The 17,122-nt window shown below is 72.8% G+C and carries 15 protein-coding genes; 5 read left to right on the top strand and 10 right to left on the bottom strand.

Going from position 1 to position 17,122, the window contains the following annotated elements:
• Position 1: 1 nt before the first annotated feature.
• Together ACFY3I_RS31890 and ACFY3I_RS31895 are read right to left on the bottom strand one after the other, a co-directional pair.
• The gene (locus ACFY3I_RS31890) at positions 2-1,591 is read right to left on the bottom strand and encodes a hypothetical protein (RefSeq protein WP_390864542.1); all 1,590 of its coding nucleotides are present in this window, start codon (positions 1,589-1,591) and stop codon (positions 2-4) included.
• Between the two features lie 201 nt (positions 1,592-1,792).
• On the bottom strand, positions 1,793-3,178 hold the full coding sequence (locus ACFY3I_RS31895; RefSeq protein WP_390864543.1) for a transcriptional regulator: 1,386 nt from the start codon (positions 3,176-3,178) through the stop codon (positions 1,793-1,795).
• 274 nt (positions 3,179-3,452) lie between these two features.
• Here ACFY3I_RS31895 and ACFY3I_RS31900 point away from each other — a divergent pair, with 274 nt between their 5' ends.
• From ACFY3I_RS31900 to ACFY3I_RS31910, 3 genes are read left to right on the top strand one after another with little or no spacing between them, the layout of a single operon-like run.
• Positions 3,453-4,115, top strand: a complete 663-nt coding sequence (locus ACFY3I_RS31900) for a bifunctional DNA primase/polymerase (RefSeq protein ID WP_365295470.1) — start codon at positions 3,453-3,455, stop codon at positions 4,113-4,115.
• A gap of 55 nt (positions 4,116-4,170) precedes the next feature.
• Complete coding sequence (locus tag ACFY3I_RS31905) at positions 4,171-4,944, top strand: ABC transporter ATP-binding protein (RefSeq protein WP_365295468.1); 774 nt, start codon at positions 4,171-4,173, stop codon at positions 4,942-4,944.
• Positions 4,941-6,563, top strand: a complete 1,623-nt coding sequence (locus ACFY3I_RS31910) for a transporter (protein WP_390864544.1) — start codon at positions 4,941-4,943, stop codon at positions 6,561-6,563. The genes ACFY3I_RS31905 and ACFY3I_RS31910 overlap by 4 nt, the downstream gene beginning before the upstream one ends.
• 178 nt (positions 6,564-6,741) lie before the next feature.
• Here the strand turns inward: ACFY3I_RS31910 and ACFY3I_RS31915 are convergent, their stop codons facing one another.
• Positions 6,742-7,632, bottom strand: coding sequence for an alpha/beta hydrolase (locus tag ACFY3I_RS31915; RefSeq protein WP_365295464.1), 891 nt, complete (start codon positions 7,630-7,632; stop codon positions 6,742-6,744).
• A 506-nt stretch (positions 7,633-8,138) separates the two neighbouring features.
• Positions 8,139-8,831, bottom strand: coding sequence for a metal-dependent transcriptional regulator (locus ACFY3I_RS31920; protein WP_351321325.1), 693 nt, complete (start codon positions 8,829-8,831; stop codon positions 8,139-8,141).
• A 239-nt stretch (positions 8,832-9,070) separates the two neighbouring features.
• On the opposite strand from ACFY3I_RS31920, the gene ACFY3I_RS31925 reads away from it, so the two are divergent.
• The gene (locus ACFY3I_RS31925; protein WP_390864545.1) at positions 9,071-9,826 is read left to right on the top strand and encodes an SIS domain-containing protein; all 756 of its coding nucleotides are present in this window, start codon (positions 9,071-9,073) and stop codon (positions 9,824-9,826) included.
• 31 nt (positions 9,827-9,857) lie between these two features.
• Here ACFY3I_RS31925 and ACFY3I_RS31930 read toward each other — a convergent pair whose 3' ends face one another.
• The 3 genes from ACFY3I_RS31930 to pdxH all read right to left on the bottom strand — a co-directional run bounded on the left by ACFY3I_RS31930 (position 9,858) and on the right by pdxH (position 12,862).
• Positions 9,858-11,279, bottom strand: coding sequence for a PAS domain-containing protein (locus tag ACFY3I_RS31930; RefSeq protein ID WP_390864546.1), 1,422 nt, complete (start codon positions 11,277-11,279; stop codon positions 9,858-9,860).
• A 128-nt stretch (positions 11,280-11,407) separates the two neighbouring features.
• Complete coding sequence (locus ACFY3I_RS31935; protein ID WP_390864547.1) at positions 11,408-11,857, bottom strand: GNAT family N-acetyltransferase; 450 nt, start codon at positions 11,855-11,857, stop codon at positions 11,408-11,410.
• A 366-nt stretch (positions 11,858-12,223) separates the two neighbouring features.
• On the bottom strand, positions 12,224-12,862 hold the full coding sequence (pdxH, locus tag ACFY3I_RS31940) for a pyridoxamine 5'-phosphate oxidase (RefSeq protein WP_365295483.1): 639 nt from the start codon (positions 12,860-12,862) through the stop codon (positions 12,224-12,226).
• A 173-nt stretch (positions 12,863-13,035) separates the two neighbouring features.
• Here pdxH and ACFY3I_RS31945 point away from each other — a divergent pair, with 173 nt between their 5' ends.
• Positions 13,036-14,136, top strand: a complete 1,101-nt coding sequence (locus ACFY3I_RS31945) for a citrate synthase 2 (protein WP_365295458.1) — start codon at positions 13,036-13,038, stop codon at positions 14,134-14,136.
• 55 nt (positions 14,137-14,191) lie between these two features.
• Here the strand turns inward: ACFY3I_RS31945 and ACFY3I_RS31950 are convergent, their stop codons facing one another.
• Genes ACFY3I_RS31950 through ACFY3I_RS31960 form a run of 3 tightly spaced genes read right to left on the bottom strand, consistent with a single transcriptional unit; the run spans position 14,192 to position 17,108 of the window.
• Positions 14,192-14,794: a TetR/AcrR family transcriptional regulator gene (locus tag ACFY3I_RS31950; protein WP_390864548.1), complete on the bottom strand. Its 603-nt coding sequence runs from the start codon at positions 14,792-14,794 to the stop codon at positions 14,192-14,194.
• On the bottom strand, positions 14,782-15,516 hold the full coding sequence (locus ACFY3I_RS31955; RefSeq protein WP_390864549.1) for an enoyl-CoA hydratase family protein: 735 nt from the start codon (positions 15,514-15,516) through the stop codon (positions 14,782-14,784). The genes ACFY3I_RS31950 and ACFY3I_RS31955 overlap by 13 nt, the downstream gene beginning before the upstream one ends.
• Positions 15,513-17,108, bottom strand: coding sequence for a 4-coumarate--CoA ligase family protein (locus ACFY3I_RS31960; RefSeq protein ID WP_390864550.1), 1,596 nt, complete (start codon positions 17,106-17,108; stop codon positions 15,513-15,515). Before ACFY3I_RS31960 ends, ACFY3I_RS31955 begins: the two co-directional genes overlap by 4 nt.
• Positions 17,109-17,122: the final 14 nt, after the last annotated feature.

Here is a 17,122-nt window from a genome sequence, read left to right on the forward strand (position 1 = left end):
CTCACAGCTGGGTCGGCTGCCGCTGGGTCAGCCCGTACTTGCCCGCGATCGAGTTCCACAGCGCGGCCGCCTTCACCTTCTGGGAGCTGGCGGTACCGCTCTCCGCGTTGCCGGCCGCGGTCTGGCCGGTGCCGCGGGCCTGGCCCTTGTGGCAGCCGTGCTTGCCCTTGACCTGGTCGGCCCAGGCCGCGTAGTGGTTGTCGGCGTTCGCGGAGGCCTGCCAGGCCTTGGTGAGGGCGGTGGTCAGCTCCCCGCTGTTCGGCAGCTTGTCGACGGACAGCTTCGACAGCCGGGTGACCAGCGCGGCCCGCTGGGTGGCGGCGTTGCGCAGGTCGGAGCCGGCGCCGTCGAGGTTCCGGCACTGCTTCACGTTGGCCACGGCGCTGATCACCGAGGCCCTGCTGCTGCCGCTGTCGGCGAGCAGCTTGTCCAGCGCGGCCGCCTGAGCCTTCCCCTGGTCGGCCCCGGCCGACGAGGATCCGTCGGTGACGGGCGAGGTCGCGGCGACCGTCTTGCCCGCGTCTGCGGAGTCCCCGTCGCCTCCGCCGCTGAACAGGGCGCCGGCCCCGATGCCGAGGACGGCGATGCCGATCCCCACGGCGGCGATCAGCGGCACCTTGGACCTGCCGCCGCGTCCGCCCCGGCCGCCGCCGTCGTCGTCGTGGTCGTAGGACGAGGGGGGCGGGGTGTACGCCGGCTGCTGCTGGTAACCCTGCGGCTGCTGCTGGAAGCGCGGCATCTGGGACGTGGACGCGGCCGGGTGGTCGCCGCCCGGCGCGCTGCGGAAGAGGTTGTCGAACTCGGCGGGCGGCTGCCGGTCCCCGCCCTGCTCGGCGCCGGCCTGGTACGGCGGGATGTACTGGGTGGCGTCGGCGTCGGAGTGCTGACCGTTCGGGAAGGCGGCCTGCTCGGGCGGCAGGGCGCCCGGGCCTATCGGCGGTATCAGCTGGGTGGCCCCTTCGGGAGCGGCCGCCACCGGCGGTATGTACTGCGTGGCCCCCTCGTCCACCGGCGCGGCGGGCACCGGCGGTATGTACTGGGTGGCGCCGTCGTCGGCGGTCGGCAGGGCACCGGGGTACCCGCCGTGGCCGCCGTGCGCCGGCGCGGCGCCCTGAGCGCCGTAGGGGTCCTGGCCGCCGTACGGCTGCTGGGCCTGGGCGCCGTAGCCGTACGACTGCTCGTAGCCGCCGTACGACGGGGCGGAAGCCGCCTCCGGCGGGAGCGGGCCGGCACCCGCGCCTGGGGCCCGGTACCGGTCGGCCTGGGCCTGCGCCGCCTGGGCCTGCGCGGCGTGCGTCTGGGCGTTCCAGGCGGGCGGCAGCTCCGGTGCGGGCTCCGTGGTGTTCCACTCCTGGCCGGCCGCCTGCGGCCAGCCCTGCTCGGGCTGTGCCGCGCCCTGCTCACGTCCGGGCCCCCACGGCTGCCCCCATGCCTGCCCCTCGGAGGGCGCGGTGTTCGGCGCCGGGGCGGGCGGCTGCGACAGGGAAGAGGGGGCGGGTACGCCCGTCATGCCCGGCAGCAGCGGCTCGCCACCGTCGGAGGGCAGCACGATGCCTTCGCGCGCGGGCTCGCCCTGTCCACTCTGCGTCACCGGGACTCCTACTTATGGGGGACCTTGTGAATCGTCGGCTCACGCTACCGGGTCCCCTCAGCCAGGTGCCACGCAGGCAAGGGCGCGATCTTCTTCCCTGTGACAGCAGTAACAAAACCGCCCCGCGGTGCGCTGTATATGCCGCCTCAGCGACGGCAAGGTGTGGTTTCCCACACGTTCATGTGACCGCGGGGCATGAATTCATGCGGCCGCCTGCAGATCCAGTCGGGCTCCGAACTCCCTGACGACCGGTTCGTCCCGGAACGGCTCCAGGCGCAGCTGGAAGTCCTCCAGATACTCCGCGCCCCGGTTGGAACGGATCGTCCCGAGGAGCTCCACCGCCTTGAGCCCCGTGGCACAGGCCTGTTCGACCTCGCGCTGCTGCACCTGCGCCGTGGCCAGGAGCACATAGCCGATCGCGCGCCGCCGTGTCCGCGTCACCGGATGCCCGGCCAGCGACTCCTCCGCGCTCCTCGCGGCCGCCTCGGCCTGACCCAGGTCGCGGTGGCAGTGCGCCAGCTCGTCGGCGAGGTAGGCCTCGTCGAAGTGGGCGATCCAGGCCGGGTCGTCCCCGGACGACGGATCGGCCGACTCCATCGCCGACACCGCGCGCCCCGAAGCCAGTTGGGCCGACCGCGCGTCCCCCAGCAGCGCGTGCCCGCGGGCCTCGGCGGCGAAGAACATGGCCTCCGCGCGCGGCGTCACACGCCCGCGCGACCCTTCCTGCGCGGCCCGCGCCAACTGGGCGATCTCCCGCGGGTTTCCGAGCTGCGCGGCGAGGTGGCTCATGGAGGCGGCCAGCACGTAACCGCCGTAGCCGCGGTCGCCGGCGGCCTGCGCCAGCCGCAGCGACTGGATGTAGTACCGCTGGGCGAGCCCGGGTTGCCCGGTGTCGACGGCCATGTACCCGGCGAGCTCGGTGAGCCGGGCGACGGCCGCGAACAACTCCCGTCCCACGGACTCCCGGTAGGACCCGGCCAGCAGCCCGGAGACCACGCTGTTGAGGTAGTGCACGACGACCGGGCGCACATGGCCGCTGCCGTACTGGTGGTCGAGATCGGTGAGCGCCTGGGTCATCGCCTTGACGGCCGCGACGTCGGACGGCCCGACCCGCGGGCCTGCCTGCCGTGCCACTTGCGCGTCGGGCGCCGAGATCAGCCAGTCCCGGCTGGGCTCGACCAGCGCGGACGCGGCGACCGAGGAGCCGGACAGGAAGTCCCTGCGGCCCACGTCGCTGCGCCACAGCTCGCAGACCTGCTCGATGGCCCCCAGTACCGTCGGCGAGAACTGGAGACCGACGCCGGACGCGAGGTTCTTGCCGTTGGCCATGCCGATCTCGTCGATCGTGACCGTACGGCCCAGCTTGCGTCCCAGCGCCTCCGCGATGATCGCGGGCGCCCGGCCCCGCGGCTGCTGGCCGCGCAGCCAGCGGGCCACGGACGTCTTGTCGTACCGCAGGTCGAGACCGTGCTCCGCGCCGCACATGTTGACCCGGCGGGCCAGCCCGGCGTTCGAGCACCCCGCCTCCTGGATGAGCGCCTGCAACCGTTCGTTCGGCTGCCGCGCGACAAGCGGCCTTGCGGCCATGGCGTACCCCCTGCGAACTCCCTGTAGGGAAAAGATCCGGCCTTGACGATCACTGCCCAGCGGACATACCGAAAATGCGGGACATGCGAGGATTGCCGGGTAAAGGCAGCGGAATCACGGGCACGGCCGCCGCCAACCCCCCACGTGTGACTACCCGCTCACGCCCCGGTTCCTCCTGCGCGCCCCCACCCGTGCACCCATGCGCCCCAATTGCGGAATCGATGCTCCTCCCCCGCGCGCGCTACGCCCGTAACCCGAGGTGGGTGCGGGAGTTGTGTTGAACGTGGAAGAGACGATCGCCGGCACCGAAGCCGCTCAGATTCCGAAGCAGCGCGGGGAATCGCTGCTGGAGACAGCCGTACGCTACGCCGAGGAGCGTCACTGGGACGTCTTCCCGGGCACCTGGCTGGAAGCGGCCGAGGGGGTGCAGCACTGTTCCTGCGGGGAGGTCGCGTGCGCCGCGCCCGGCGCGCACGCGGCGCGTCCGGACTGGGCGTCGCAGGCGACCGGTAGTGCGACGGTCGCGCGCCGGATGTGGCAGAAGCAGCCGACGGCGTCGATCCTGCTGCCGACGGGGCGGACCTTCGACGCGCTGTCCGTACCGGAGACCGCCGGGTTCCTGGCGCTGGCGCGGATGGAGCGGATGGAGCTGACCCTCGGTCCGGTGACGCTCACGCCCGACGGCCGGATGCAGTTCTTCGTGCTCCCGGGCGGGTCGCTGAAGGTGCCGGACCTGGTGCGGAAGCTGGGCTGGGCGCCGGCCTCCCTGGACCTCACGGCGCTGGGCGAGGGCGCGTACGTGCCGGCGCCGCCGACTCGCCTGGGTTCCCGGGGCGCGGTGCAGTGGGCCTGCCGGCCGACTCCGGCGAACCGGTGGCTGCCGGACGCGGAGGAGCTGATCTCGCCGTTGGCGTACGCGTGCGGGCGGGACCGGTAGCGGGGTGCCCCCGGCGCCCCTGAAGGGGCTCTGCGCCACCCCCTAGGGTTGACCCATGACCGATGCCGTGCGTGTTCGTGGGCTCTGGAAGCGGTTTGGGCAGCAGGTGGCGGTCGGCGGGATCGATCTGTCGCTGCCCGCCGGGAAGTTCGTCGGGCTGGTCGGACCCAACGGGGCCGGGAAGACCACCACCCTCTCCATGGTGACCGGGCTGCTCCGGCCGGACCAGGGAAGCGTCGAGGTGGTCGGGCACGACGTGTGGCGGGACCCGGTGGCGGTGAAGGCCCGTATCGGCGTACTGCCGGAGGGACTGCGGCTCTTCGAGCGGCTCTCCGGACGCGAACTGCTCGGCTACAGCGGCCGGCTGCGCGGACTGCCCGGCGCCGAGGTCGACAAGCGCGCCGCCCAGCTCCTCGACGTGCTCGACCTCGCCGGTTCCCAGCACAAGCTCGTCGTCGACTACTCGACCGGCATGCGCAAGAAGATCGGACTGGCCGCGGCTCTCCTCCACAACCCCGAGGTCCTCTTCCTGGACGAGCCGTTCGAGGGCGTCGACCCGGTGTCCGCGCAGACCATCCGGGGCGTCCTGGAGCACTACACCGCCTCCGGCGCGACCGTCGTCTTCTCCTCCCACGTCATGGAACTCGTGGAGTCGCTGTGCGACTGGGTGGCGGTGCTGGCGGCCGGACGGATCCGTGCCACGGGCGCCCTGGAGGACGTGCGCGGGGCGCACGGCACCCTCCAGGCCGCCTTCCTCGAACTGGTCGGGGCGAGCGGACGCAACGCCGGATCGGACCTGGACTGGCTGGGCGGCGGTGCGGCCCGATGACGGACGTGACCGCCACCGTCGTACGGCTGAAGCTGTCGCTGTTGCGCAACGGGCTGCGCCAGTCCGGCGGCCGCCGGGCCGCGTTCGTCGTCTCGGCCGTGCTCGCGCTGCTGTTCGGGGCGGCGCAGCTGCTGGGCCTGGTCCTGCTGCGCGGGCACCCGCACGCGGATGCCGTGGCGGTGCCGGCGGCGGCGGTACTGGCACTGGGGTGGGCGGTGATGCCGCTGTTCTTCCCGGGCGGTGACGAGACCCTGGACCCGACCCGCCTGGTGATGCTGCCCCTGCGGCCACGGCCGCTGGTACGGGCCCTGCTGACCGCCTCCCTGGTCGGCGTCGGCCCGCTGTTCTCGCTGTTGCTGCTGGTGGGCTGCGCGGTGTCGGTGGCGCACGGCACGGTGGCGTACGCCGTCGCGGTGGCCGCCGTCGCCCTCGCGCTGCTGGTCTGCGTGGCCCTCGCCCGGACCGTGGCCGCCGCGAACGTCCGGCTGCTCAGCAGCCGCAAGGGCCGCGACCTGGCGGTACTGAGCGGTCTGGTCATCGCCGTCGGCGCCCAGCTGGTCAACTTCGGTGCCCGGAGCCTGGGTTCGGCCGGGCTCGGGGAGCTGGCGCCGGTGGCCGACGTGGTGCGCTGGCTGCCGCCCGCGTCGGCGATCGGTGCGGTACGCGCGGCGAGCGAGGGGGCCTACGGCACTGCGGCCGCCCAACTGGGGCTCTCGGCGCTCGCGTTGGCACTGCTGGTCGGAGCCTGGGCACGCACCCTGACCCGGCTGATGACCGCGCCGGACGGCTCGACGCTCCAGGCGCTCGACCCGGCCGACCGGAGCCGCTCCTTCGGCGGCGCGGGCCTGCGGCGCCTGCTGTCCGCCTTCGGAACCGAGAGCCCGAACGGTGCCCCCAGCCGCACGGGCACGGTGATGGCCCGCGCCCTGCGCTACATCTGGCGCGACCCGAAGACCAAGGCCGCGTGGGTGACCTCGCTGGCCATCGGGCTGATCGTGCCCCTCTTCAACGCCCTCCAGGGCACCGGGTCGATCTACTTCGCGTGCTTCGCCGCCGGGATGCTCGGCATCCAGATGTACAACCAGTTCGGGCAGGACACCTCGGCCTTCTGGATGGTGGCGACGACCATCTCCTCGCCCCGGGACGCCTTTGCCGAGCTGCGCGGGCGGGCGCTGGCGCTGCTGGTGATCACCCTGCCGTACGCGACGCTGGTGACGGCCCTGACCACGGCCGTGCTGGGCGACTGGGCCCGGCTGCCCGAGGTGCTCGGCCTGTCCTTCGCCCTGCTCGGCGCGATGCTGGCGACCGGCGCCTGGACCTCGGCCCGTTTCCCGTACTCCATCCCCCAGGAGGGCCACCGGAACGTCGCCGCCGGGCAGGCCGGCCTGGCCTGGATCGCGATCTTCGGCGGTATGGTCTCGGCTGCCCTGCTGTGCGCCCCGGTCATCGCCCTGACGATCGCGCTGAACGTGAGCGCGGGGGGCGACGAGTGGACGTGGGTGCTGCTGCCGCTCGGGGCCGCGTACGGGGCGGGGATCACCTGGTCGGGCCTGCGCCTGGCGGCTCCGCGCACCGCGGCGAACCTGCCGGAGATCCTGGCAGCAGTCAGCAGGGGCTGACTCAGACGCGAGAATCAGCAACCCGATAAGGAGTATGGGAACAGCGCCCCGTAAGGGGCGCTGGGGGCACCCCCGGCCGAAGGCTGGGGGAGGAACTGCGCGACAAGCCACGTCGGACCCGCAGCCGCCCACGCACCCGAGCCCTCCCCGACCCGCACCCGGCGCCCACCGCCCCCGCTCACTCCCCCACCCGCTCCAGAAACGGCTCCACCGCCGCCCGCCAGGCCTCCGGCCGCTCGTACGGCAGCAGATGTCCCGCCTCGGCCACCTCCGCGTACTCCCCCTTGGAGAGCACCCGCACCATCTCCTGGGCCTCCGCCCGCCCCAGCTCCCCGTCCACCCCGCGCACGACCAGCGCCGGGCACGGCACCTGGGCCAGTTCCTCCCAGTGCGCGTCGTAGACCCAGGTCTCGCGGGACTTCAGCATCTGGTCGGGGTCGAAGACGGGCCGCCAGCCGTCGGCCCGCTCGTGCATCACCTCGGCGTAGAACTCGCCGCGCGCCGGACTGGGCCGCTCCACCCAGGGGTCGTCCTCGCCGAACCACTTGCGGACGTCGGCGAGCGTGGCGAAGGGGACTGGCCAGGACCTGAACCACTCGGCCCACTCGCGCTGCGAGGCCGCCCCCAGCGCGGACGCCCGCATGTCGCAGATGATCAGGGCCCGGACCAGTTCGGGGCGCTTCGCGGCGAGCTGCCAGGCGGTCAGCGCGCCCATGGCGTGACCGACGACCACGGCCGGCCCCAGGTCCAGCTGCTCGATGGCGGCCGCGGCGTCCTCGACGTACGCCTCACGGGTGTAAGCGGCCTGCGGGGGCTTGCCGCTCTGGCCGTGGCCGCGCTGGTCGAGCGCGACGGCGCGGTGCCGGTCGGAGAGCCAGCGGGCGGTGGAGGCCCAGTGCGAGGCGCGGCCCATCAGACCGTGCAGTAACAGCACACCGGGGAACGAACGGTCCGGGACCGGACGATCGCCGTGCGGCCGCGCCGCCTCCTCCGTCTTGGGCGGGTCCGCGAACTCCCAGGCGGCGAGGTGTACGCCGCCGGCTCCTGTCACGTCGATGCGTCGTGCCATGAGCCTGGCACCCCCCTAGCTCCGCGTGCCTTGTGTCGCCTCGTATCGCTTCGTGATGCTCGGTACCGCTGCAGACTATCGAATACCTATTCGAAAATCGGGGCTCCTGCGGGCAACACCCCTCGTTCGAGTGACCCCTCTCCAGGCATGATCGGCGCCTCTGGGGGGATTTGTTCTGCGGGGGGCGGACCGCTCGGGGAAGACGGTCCGCGGGGATGACCCTGGGAGCTCGGGGCTCCGGGTCAGCACTGGGGAGGACAGGCCCCGGCGCCGAAGGGCGCCGGGGCCGGACCCATGTCCGTGTCCACGCCTTCGGCACATCCTCCCCGCCCCCTCAGGTCATATGCCTCTCGCGACAGCCTTGCACGCGAAACGTCCGAGCGCTGCGATTCGGAGCACTGAATCTTGGATTCGACACGTTCGAACGAACCTGGAGACACGTTCGGAGGACGCGTCAACTTCCCGATGAACAACGGTAGTTGAAAGGTCCTCCGACCAGTCGGTGGTCAGCGCTTGGCGACGAACACGTGGGAGGCGACGTCCGCCTCCAGCTCGGCGGCCTCGCCGCCGCTGCCCACCAGCACCCCGCCGGCCGCCTCGGTCACGCTGACCACCGAACCGGGCTGCACACCCGCCCGCCGCAGCGTGTACATCAGCTGCGCGTCGGTCTGGATGGGCTCACCGATCCGGCGTACGACCACGGTCTTGCCGTCCGCCCCCGGGTCCAGGTCGGCCAGCGACACCATGCCCTCGTCGAGGAACGGGTCCGCGCCGTCCTTCTCGCCCAGCTCCTCCAGACCCGGGATCGGGTTGCCGTACGGCGACTCGGTCGGATGGCGCAGCAGCTCCAGCACCCGCCGCTCCACCGCCTCGCTCATCACGTGCTCCCAGCGGCACGCCTCGGCGTGCACCTGCTCCCACTCCAGGCCGATCACGTCGACCAGCAGGCACTCGGCGAGCCGGTGCTTGCGCATCACACGCGTCGCCAGCCGGCGGCCCTCGTCGGTCAGCTCCAGATGGCGGTCGCTGGCGACGGACACCAGACCGTCCCGCTCCATCCGCGCCACCGTCTGGCTCACCGTCGGCCCGCTCTGGTCGAGCCGCTCCGCGATGCGGGCGCGCATGGGGACCACGCCTTCCTCTTCGAGCTCGAGGATGGTGCGGAGATACATCTCCGTGGTGTCGATCAGTCCGGACATACGTGCCCCTCGATTACCTCTGCCGGAAGCCCGGCCGCGTGCGTGCGCTGGCCCTGACACCAATTCTGCCGGATCCCACTGACAAGCGGGGGACGCGGGGAAAACAGAGGCCGGGCATCCCGGCACGCGACCGGCCCCCCGGCCGGATCGCCCCCCGGCCGTATTGACACCGAGATGGTCCAGACCGGAGGGTGATCCGCGACACGGACCACGGCGTCGACCGCGCAAAGGGGCACCGCATGAGCGACGGCACACCCGCCGACCTGTTCTTCGACGCCGCGATCGGCATCCTGCAGCGCGTCCGCGACGAGGAGGCCCCGGCCATCGCCGCCGCCGGCACCCTGCTGGCCGACACCGTCGCCGCGGGCGGCCGGCTGTTCGCCTTCGGCGCCGGGCACTCCTCGCTCGCCGCCCAGGACGTCGTCTACCGCGCGGGCGGCCTCGCCCTCATGAACCTGCTGCCCGCCCCCGGCCTCGTCGGCGTCGACGTCATGCCGGCGACCCTCGGCTCCCGTCTGGAACGCGTCGACGGACTCGCCACCGCCGTCCTCGACACCTCGCCGCTGCGCGCCGGCGACACCCTCGTGATCGTCTCCCTGTCCGGCCGCAACGCGCTGCCCGTCGAGATGGCCGTCAGCGCCCGTTCCCGCGGCGCCAAGGTCATCGGCGTCACCTCCGTGGCCTACGCCGCGCAGACCGCCTCCCGGCACTCCTCGGGCACCTTCCTGAAGGACCACTGCGACATCGTCCTCGACTCGAAGATCGCCATCGGGGACGCCGAACTCACCCTCGACACCATCCCGGCCCCCTTCGCCCCCGCCTCCACGGTCGTCGCCAGCGCCCTGCTCCAGGCGGTCCTGGCCACCACCGCGGCCACCCTGGCCGACCGGGGCATCGAGCCCCCGCTGCTGCGCTCGGGCAACGTCGACGGCGGCCACGAGTGGAACGCCCGCGTCTTCGAGGAGTACGGCGACCGGATCTTCTACCAGCACTGAGGCCCGGCACCGGGACACCGCCGGCGTCGCCTCACTGCTGCCGCTCCTTCGCGAGCTGGGCCAGGTCCAGCGCGGTGGCGATCCGCACCGCCACGTCCTCCGCGTACGTCGCGTCCACCCGCTCGAAGCGGCTGCGCCCCGACCCGCGCAGAAACGTCAGCACGCCCAGCGTCCGTCCCCGGCTGCGCAGCACCGCGCACAACGCGTGCACCGCGTCCCCCGGCCACTGCCGCTCCAGCGCCCACTCCCGGGCGCTGTCCGCCGGCACACTTCCGGCGTCCGCCCGCACGCTCCCGGCGCGGGCCACGCACTGCAGCGCCGGATGCCCGTCCTCGTAACGCACCGGCAGTCCGGCCGCGCCCGTCAGCAGGCTCGGCCCCGGCGCCCCGGACGGCGTGGCCGCGATCCGCACCAGCCGCACCGGACCCACCTCCCCGTCCGACCGGGCACCGCCCACCACCCGGTCGACCACCGCGTGATCGGCGAACCCCGCCAGCGCGAAGTCCAGATGCAGCGCGGCCGCCTCCACCGGGTCCTCGCACTCACAGGCCGCCCGACCCGCCCGGTGCAGCTGGTTGGCCCGGAAGCGCAGCATGGCCGCCTCCTGTTCGGCCTGCTTGGCCTCCGTGACGTCCTGGAACAGCCAGCCGACCCCGAGCGGCACCGGCTCCTCCGCCAGCGGCGACGCCAGCCGCACGAACCCGGACCGCCAGCAGCGGCGTTCCTCGCCCTCCGCCGTCCGCACGCTCACCCACATCTCGGCCGGCGCGGGCGGCGCGCCCTCGGCGAGCACGTGGGTGAGGGCACCCTCCAGGTCCTCCACGCCCTGCGCGAGCAGTTCCCCCAGCGGGCGCCCCAGCGCGGACGTACGCCCGGTCCCGAGCGCCCGCGCGGCGTGCGCGTTGACGACGGCGGGCCGCAGGTCCGCGTCCACGAGGACGACGCCCCAGGCCGCGTCCTCGAAGAGAGCCTCGCTCAGCGCGATCGACCGCTCCAGGTCGATCTGCGTGTGCACCTCGCTGAAGGCGCAGTACACGCCGGCCGGCTTCCCGTCCGGGCCGCGCACGGCCGCCGACTGGGTCCGCACCAGGACCCGGCCGCCGTCCTTGGTGAGCAGCGCGAACTCGTGCACCTGGCGGCCCGGGGCGTGCATGGCCGACAGCAGCCGGCCCTCGACCTCGTCGGCGTCCGCCTCGCGCACCGCCCAGCCGGCGAACCCGTGCCGGCCCACCGCCTCGGCCGCCGTCCACCCGAGGATCCGCTCGGCCTCACGGTTCCAGTGGGTGACGAAGCCGTCCGCGTCGAACGCGCACAGCGCCGCGTCCATGCCGTCGAGGAGCGCCGCGAGCAGATCGGATCCGCCCGAGTCCTCCGGACCGTCCCGTTGCGGCTCCGGCCCGGGCTCGTCGGGCCCCAGTTCGTCGGTGGTCCCACTACGCCGGGAAGCACTCACCTGGACCCCCATCAGGCTGCGTCCGCACGCACGGCGCGCCGGTTCCTCGCTGCCCTTCATTCAACTCGAACGTGACGCAGCCCACACTGTGTTCCCGCAAGATTGAAGGAATCGTTGCAAGCGGACGCTCACAACCCGAGCCGAAGATCCACCCACTCATCGTCCCCTCCGTCGAGCACATACCGCTCCACCTCGACGAACCCGCACCGTCCGGCGAACCGCAGCCCGTCCTCGTTGACCGCCAGCACACACGTCTCGACGGCCTCGGCGCCCTGCGCACGCGCCTGCGCGAGTCCACGCTCGTACAGCGCCTTGCCGAACCCGCGCCGCCGAAACCCCGGCAGCACGCGCGCGATCACCGTCACCGCCCCTTCGACGGCCGGCCGCACGGTCGAGCACCCCACGAGAACGCCGTCCAGGTAGGCGTTCTCCAGCCGGTACCCGCGGTCCAGCCGCTCCCGTGCCTCGCCGGGCGACATCGCGGCCGGCGGCACGACGACGTTGTGCACGTACCGCCACTCCTCCAGCGCCGGCGCGTCGTCCCCACCGACGCCGACGACCCTCAGTTCCCCACTCACGCGTCCCCGCCCCTTCTGTCGGTTCGCCCCGGGCGGGAAACGCTAGCCAGGCCGACGGCACGGCATCCACCGAAAATCCCTTGAGCACCTCCGGTCCGCTTCGTAAGGTGAGTGGTACCGAGGAAGGGAGGTGGTTCGGAGCATGTATGCACACCGGACGTCGGAGGTGGCTGCGGGCTAGCGCCCGTCACCACACCAGTGCGGTGCCGGACCCGCGTGCACGGGATGTACGCAGCCGGCCAATCCAACGCAGTCACCCGACCCGCGAGCTCGCCGGTACGTCCGGCCGGCTTCTCCGTCGTCAGACGGAGGGACCAGAGCTCGCGGGTCGTCTGCGTTCTCCGTTCTCCCCGGCCCGCCCGGGATTCAGGGGCTGAGGCGCTCCACGTGCCAGCTGCCGTCGGGGGCGGCCACGTAGCGCAGGCGGTCGTGGAGGCGGTTGTGGCGGCCCTGCCAGAACTCGATGGTGCGGGGTTCGACGCGGAAGCCGCCCCAGTGCGGGGGGACCGGGACCTGTTCGCCCTCGGGGTAGCGGGCGCTCAGGTCGGCGTAGGCGGTGTCCAGTTCGGTGCGGGAGTGGATGACCGAGGACTGGGCGCTGGCCCAGGCGCCGAGCTGGGAGCCGTGCGGGCGGGTGCGGAAGTAGGCCGTGGTCTCGTCGCGGCCGGTACGGCGGGCGGTGCCGGTGACGATGACCTGGCGGGCCATCGCGTGCCAGGGGAAGAGCACCGAGACGTGGGGGTTCGCGGCGAGGTCCCGCGCCTTGCGGGAGTCGTAGTTGGTGTAGAAGACGAAGCCCTTGGCGTCGTACCGCTTCATCAGGACCGTGCGTGAACTGGGGCGGCCCTCGGCGTCGGCGGTGGAGACGACCATCGCGTTGGGTTCGTAGACGATGCCGTCGTCGGCGGCGCGCACCGCCTGTTCGAACCAGTGGGTGAACTGGTCCATGGGGTGTGCGGGCAGGTCGTTCTCGTCGAGGCCCTCGGCCCGGTAGTGCTGGCGCATCTCAGCGGGGTCACGGTCGGTCACGCGGTCATCCTGCCGTACGCGCACATGGGCGCGCGCCACATGTCCCGCCCTGCCCGTGGTGGCACTGAGTGCCGCTGGACTCCCCAATTCTGGCACTCGGGGTTATGGTGCAGATGCCTCCGCCGTACACCTCACCGAGGAGCCGCCCCATGTCCGACTTCGTACCTGGGCTCGAAGGAGTCGTCGCGTTCGAGACGGAGATCGCCGAACCGGACAAGGAAGGCGGCGCCCTGCGGTACCGGGGTGTCGACATCGAGGATCTGGTCGGGCACGTCTCGTTCGGGAACGTCTGGGGGCTGCTGGTCGACGGCGCCTTCAATCCCGGTCTGCCGCCCGCCGAACCGTTCCCGATCCCGGTCCATTCGGGTGACATCCGGGTGGACGTGCAGTCCGCGCTCGCCATGCTCGCCCCCGTGTGGGGGCTGAAGCCGCTCCTGGACATCGACGCGGAGCAGGCCCGGGACGACCTGGCGCGGGCGGCGGTCATGGCGCTGTCCTACGTCGCCCAGTCCGCGCGTGGGCAGGGTCTCGCGATGGTCCCCCAGCGGGAGATCGACAAGGCGCACTCGGTCGTGGAGCGGTTCATGATCCGGTGGCGCGGGGAGCCGGACCCCAAGCACGTGGCGGCCGTGGACGCGTACTGGACGTCGGCCGCCGAGCACGGGATGAACGCGTCGACCTTCACCGCGCGGGTCATCGCCTCCACGGGCGCGGACGTCGCCGCCGCGCTGTCGGGTGCGGTCGGGGCCATGTCGGGACCGCTGCACGGCGGTGCGCCGTCCCGGGTGCTCGGGATGATCGAGGAGATCGAGCGGACCGGCGACGCGGAGGCCTACGTCAAGGGTGCGCTGGACCGGGGCGAGCGCCTGATGGGGTTCGGGCACCGGGTGTACCGGGCGGAGGATCCGCGGGCACGGGTGCTGCGGCGGACGGCGCGGGAGCTGGGGGCGCCGCGGTTCGAGATCGCGGAGGCGCTGGAGAAGGCGGCGCTGGAGGAACTCCACAACCGTCGGCCGGACCGTGTGCTCGCCACCAACGTGGAGTTCTGGGCGGCGATCATGCTGGACTTCGCGGAGGTGCCGGCCCACATGTTCACGTCGATGTTCACGTGTGCGCGCACCGCCGGGTGGTCGGCGCACATTCTCGAGCAGAAGCGGACGGGGCGGCTGGTACGGCCGTCTGCGGAGTACGTGGGCCCGGGCGTCAGGAAGCCGGAGGACATCGAGGGGTTCGCGGACATCGCCCACTAGTTCGCGGACATCGCCCACCAGGGGAAGTGCGGCGGTGCGTGGGCGGGTCCGCTCGTCAGCCCAGGGCCTCGTCCAGCAGTGCCGCCCACTGCTGTACCACCCGTTCCCGTCGCGCCTTGTCGTCCGTCAGGAGGTTGGCGAGGCCCAGGCCTCTGGCCATGTCCAGGAGGCCCTGGACCGTCTCCCGGGTGCCGGGGCGGGCTTCGTCGGCGCCCAGGAGGTCCACGGCGATGCGGTGGGTCTCGCGGCCGACGCGGGCCTCCAGTTCGGTGACGCGGGGGCGGAGCTGGTCCTCGTCGGAGGCGGCGACCCACAGGTGGAGGGCGGCCCGGAACAGCGGGCCGGTGAACAGGTCGACGAGACCGCGGACCACGGCGCGCCGGTCGCCGGCCGCGCCCTGCGGGAACAGGGCGCGCAGGGCCGTGGACCGTTCCTCGGCGACGTATTCGACGGCGGCGGTGAAGAGGTCCTCGCGGGTCGGGAAGTGATGCTGGGCGGCGCCCCGGGAGACGCCGGCGCGTTCGGCGACGACGGCGACCGTGGAGCCCGCCCAGCCGTGTTCGGCGAGGCAGGCCACGGCGGCTTCCAGGAGCCGTTGCCGGGTGGCCCGGCTGCGGTCCTGCTTCGGCGAGCGTTCCGCCGTGTTCACACCACCCACGCCGCGTCCCGTCGTTCGAGGAAGGCCGTCATCCCCTCGCGGGCCTGGTCGGAGGAGAACAGCCGGGCCGAGAGCGCGGTCAGGGTGGCCGCGTCCCGGTCGAATGTCTCCAGCACCCTAGCCGTGAGCAGCCGTTTCGTCTCGGCCAGGGCCTGCGGGGCGGAACGCCGCAGGCCGTCGAGGACGGGTTCGAGGGCGGTGTCCACGTCGTCGGCGGTGGCGGTGAGCAGGCCCAGGCGTACCGCTTCGGGCGGGCCGAAGCGTTCGCCGGTGAGGTAGTAGCGGGCCAGGGTTCGGGGGTCGGCGCGCGGGAGGAGGGGGAGGGAGATCACCGCGGGGGCGACGCCGATCCGCACCTCCGTGAAGGCGAAGGTGGACCCGGTGGACGCGGCGGCGATGTCGCACGCGGCGAGGAGGCCGAGGCCGCCGGCGCGTACGTGTCCGGTGACGCGGGCGACGACCGGTTTCGGCAGCTCGACGATCTGACGGAGGAGCTGGACGAGGGCGTCGGGGTGTGGCGGGTCGCGCAGGTCGGCGCCGGCGCAGAAGGTCGTCCCGGTGTGGGTGAGGACCACCGCGCGGACGTCGGGGTCCTCGGCGCAGTCCGTGAGGGCCTCGGCGAGTTCGCCGACGAGGGCGGCGGACAGGGCGTTGCGGGTGGGGACGGAGTCGAGGCTGAGGGTGGCGACGGCACGCGCGCGTGCCTGTCCGATCAAGGTCATGCGCGCCCCCCGGGTTCCGCGGTCTTCGCGAGGGCGCGCAGTTCGCGGCGGAGTATCTTCCCGGAGGCCGCGCGGGGCACGCCGGCGATGAAGGTGATCCTGCGGACGCGTTTGTAGGGTGCGACGCGTTCGGCGACGTAGCGCATGGCCTCGTTCTCGGTGAGGTCGGTGGCGGTGGGCTGGCGGACGACGAAGGCGTGCGGGATCTCGTTGCCGTCCTCGTTGTAGGCGCCGATGACGGCGGCGTCGGCGATGCCCGGGTGGGTGAGCAGGAGTGCCTCCAGTTCGGCGGGGGCCACCTGGAAGCCCTTGTACTTGATGAGTTCCTTGACCCGGTCGACGACGTACAGCCAGCCGTCGGCGTCGGCGTGGCCGACGTCCCCGGTGTGCAGCCAGCCGTCGGCGTCGATCATCGCGGCGGTGGCGTCGGGGCGGCCCAGGTAGCCCTTCATGACCTGGGGGCCGCGGATCAGGATCTCGCCGGGTTCGCCGAGGCCGAGGTCCTTGTGCGGGTCGTCGAGGGAGACGATCCGCATCTCGGTGCCGGCGATGAGCCTGCCGACGGTGCCGGGCGGTGCGTGGTGCATGGCGTCCAGCGGGACGACGTGGGTGCCCGGCGAGAGTTCCGTCATGCCGTAGGCCTGTCCGACCGGCGGCAGGCCGAGGCGCTCGGAGCAGGCGGCGGCGAGGCGGGCGTCCAGGGGCGCCGCGGCGCTCATGACGTACTTGAGGGAGGACAGGTCGTACTGCTCGACCAGGGGGTGCTTGGCGAGGGCGAGGACGATCGGCGGGGCGACGTACAGGCCGGTGATGCGGTGGTTCTGGATGGCCGCGAGGAAGGTCTCCAGGTCGAAGCGGGGCAGTACGACGACGGTGGCGCCCATGCGCAGGGGCGCGTTCATGAGTGCGGTGAGGCCGTAGATGTGGAAGAGCGGGAGCACCGCGAGGATGCGGTCGCCGGGGCCGGTGGGGACGGCGGGTTCCAGCTGGGCGAGGTTGGTGGCGATCTGCCGGTGGGTGAGCATCACGCCCTTGGGGACACCGGTGGTGCCCGAGGAGTACGGCAGCGCGGCGACGTCCTCGGCCGGGTCGATGTCGACCTGCGGTTCGGGGGCGTCGCCGGTGAGCATGTCGAGCAGCGAGCGGTGTCCGGGCGCGCTGTCGCAGACGAATATCTCCGCTATGCCGCCGGCGAGTTCGGCGGCCCGGCGGGCGGCCTCCAGGAGCGGGGAGACGGTGACGATCCAGCGGGCCGCGGAGTCGGTGAGCTGTTTGGCGAACTCCTCGGGCGTGGCGAGGGGGTGCACGGTCGTGACGGAGGCGCCCGCGCGCGTGGCCGCGTAGAACGCCGTCGGGAAGGCGACCGTGTTCGGGCTGTGCAGCGCGAGCACGTCGCCCTTGCGGACGCCGGCGTCGGCGAGTCCGGCCGCGATCCTGCGGTGGAACCGGTCCAGTTGTGCGTAGCTGAGGGTGGTGCCGTCGGTGCCGTCGATCAGGGCGGGGGTGTCGCCGAACTCGGCGGCCCGGCCCAGTACGGCCTCGTGGATGGGGAGTTCTACGGGCGGAACGTCTGCGTACGCGCTGCGGAACACGGTTCCTCCAAGGC

Source organism: Streptomyces sp. NPDC001068, assembly GCF_042897315.1.
Classification (GTDB): domain Bacteria; phylum Actinomycetota; class Actinomycetes; order Streptomycetales; family Streptomycetaceae; genus Streptomyces.

Bases quoted from the DNA above. Each gene is read 5' to 3' on its own strand.
- ACFY3I_RS31915 (WP_365295464.1), bottom strand. From the start codon at position 7,632: ATGGCACGACGCATCGACGTGACAGGAGCCGGCGGCGTACACCTCGCC.
- ACFY3I_RS31905 (WP_365295468.1), top strand. From the start codon at position 4,171: ATGACCGATGCCGTGCGTGTTCGTGGGCTCTGGAAGCGGTTTGGGCAG.
- ACFY3I_RS31955 (WP_390864549.1), bottom strand. From the start codon at position 15,516: ATGACCTTGATCGGACAGGCACGCGCGCGTGCCGTCGCCACCCTCAGC.
- ACFY3I_RS31925 (WP_390864545.1), top strand. From the start codon at position 9,071: ATGAGCGACGGCACACCCGCCGACCTGTTCTTCGACGCCGCGATCGGC.
- ACFY3I_RS31945 (WP_365295458.1), top strand. From the start codon at position 13,036: ATGTCCGACTTCGTACCTGGGCTCGAAGGAGTCGTCGCGTTCGAGACG.
- ACFY3I_RS31895 (WP_390864543.1), bottom strand. From the start codon at position 3,178: ATGGCCGCAAGGCCGCTTGTCGCGCGGCAGCCGAACGAACGGTTGCAG.
- ACFY3I_RS31910 (WP_390864544.1), top strand. From the start codon at position 4,941: ATGACGGACGTGACCGCCACCGTCGTACGGCTGAAGCTGTCGCTGTTG.
- ACFY3I_RS31920 (WP_351321325.1), bottom strand. From the start codon at position 8,831: ATGTCCGGACTGATCGACACCACGGAGATGTATCTCCGCACCATCCTC.
- pdxH (WP_365295483.1), bottom strand. From the start codon at position 12,862: ATGCGCCAGCACTACCGGGCCGAGGGCCTCGACGAGAACGACCTGCCC.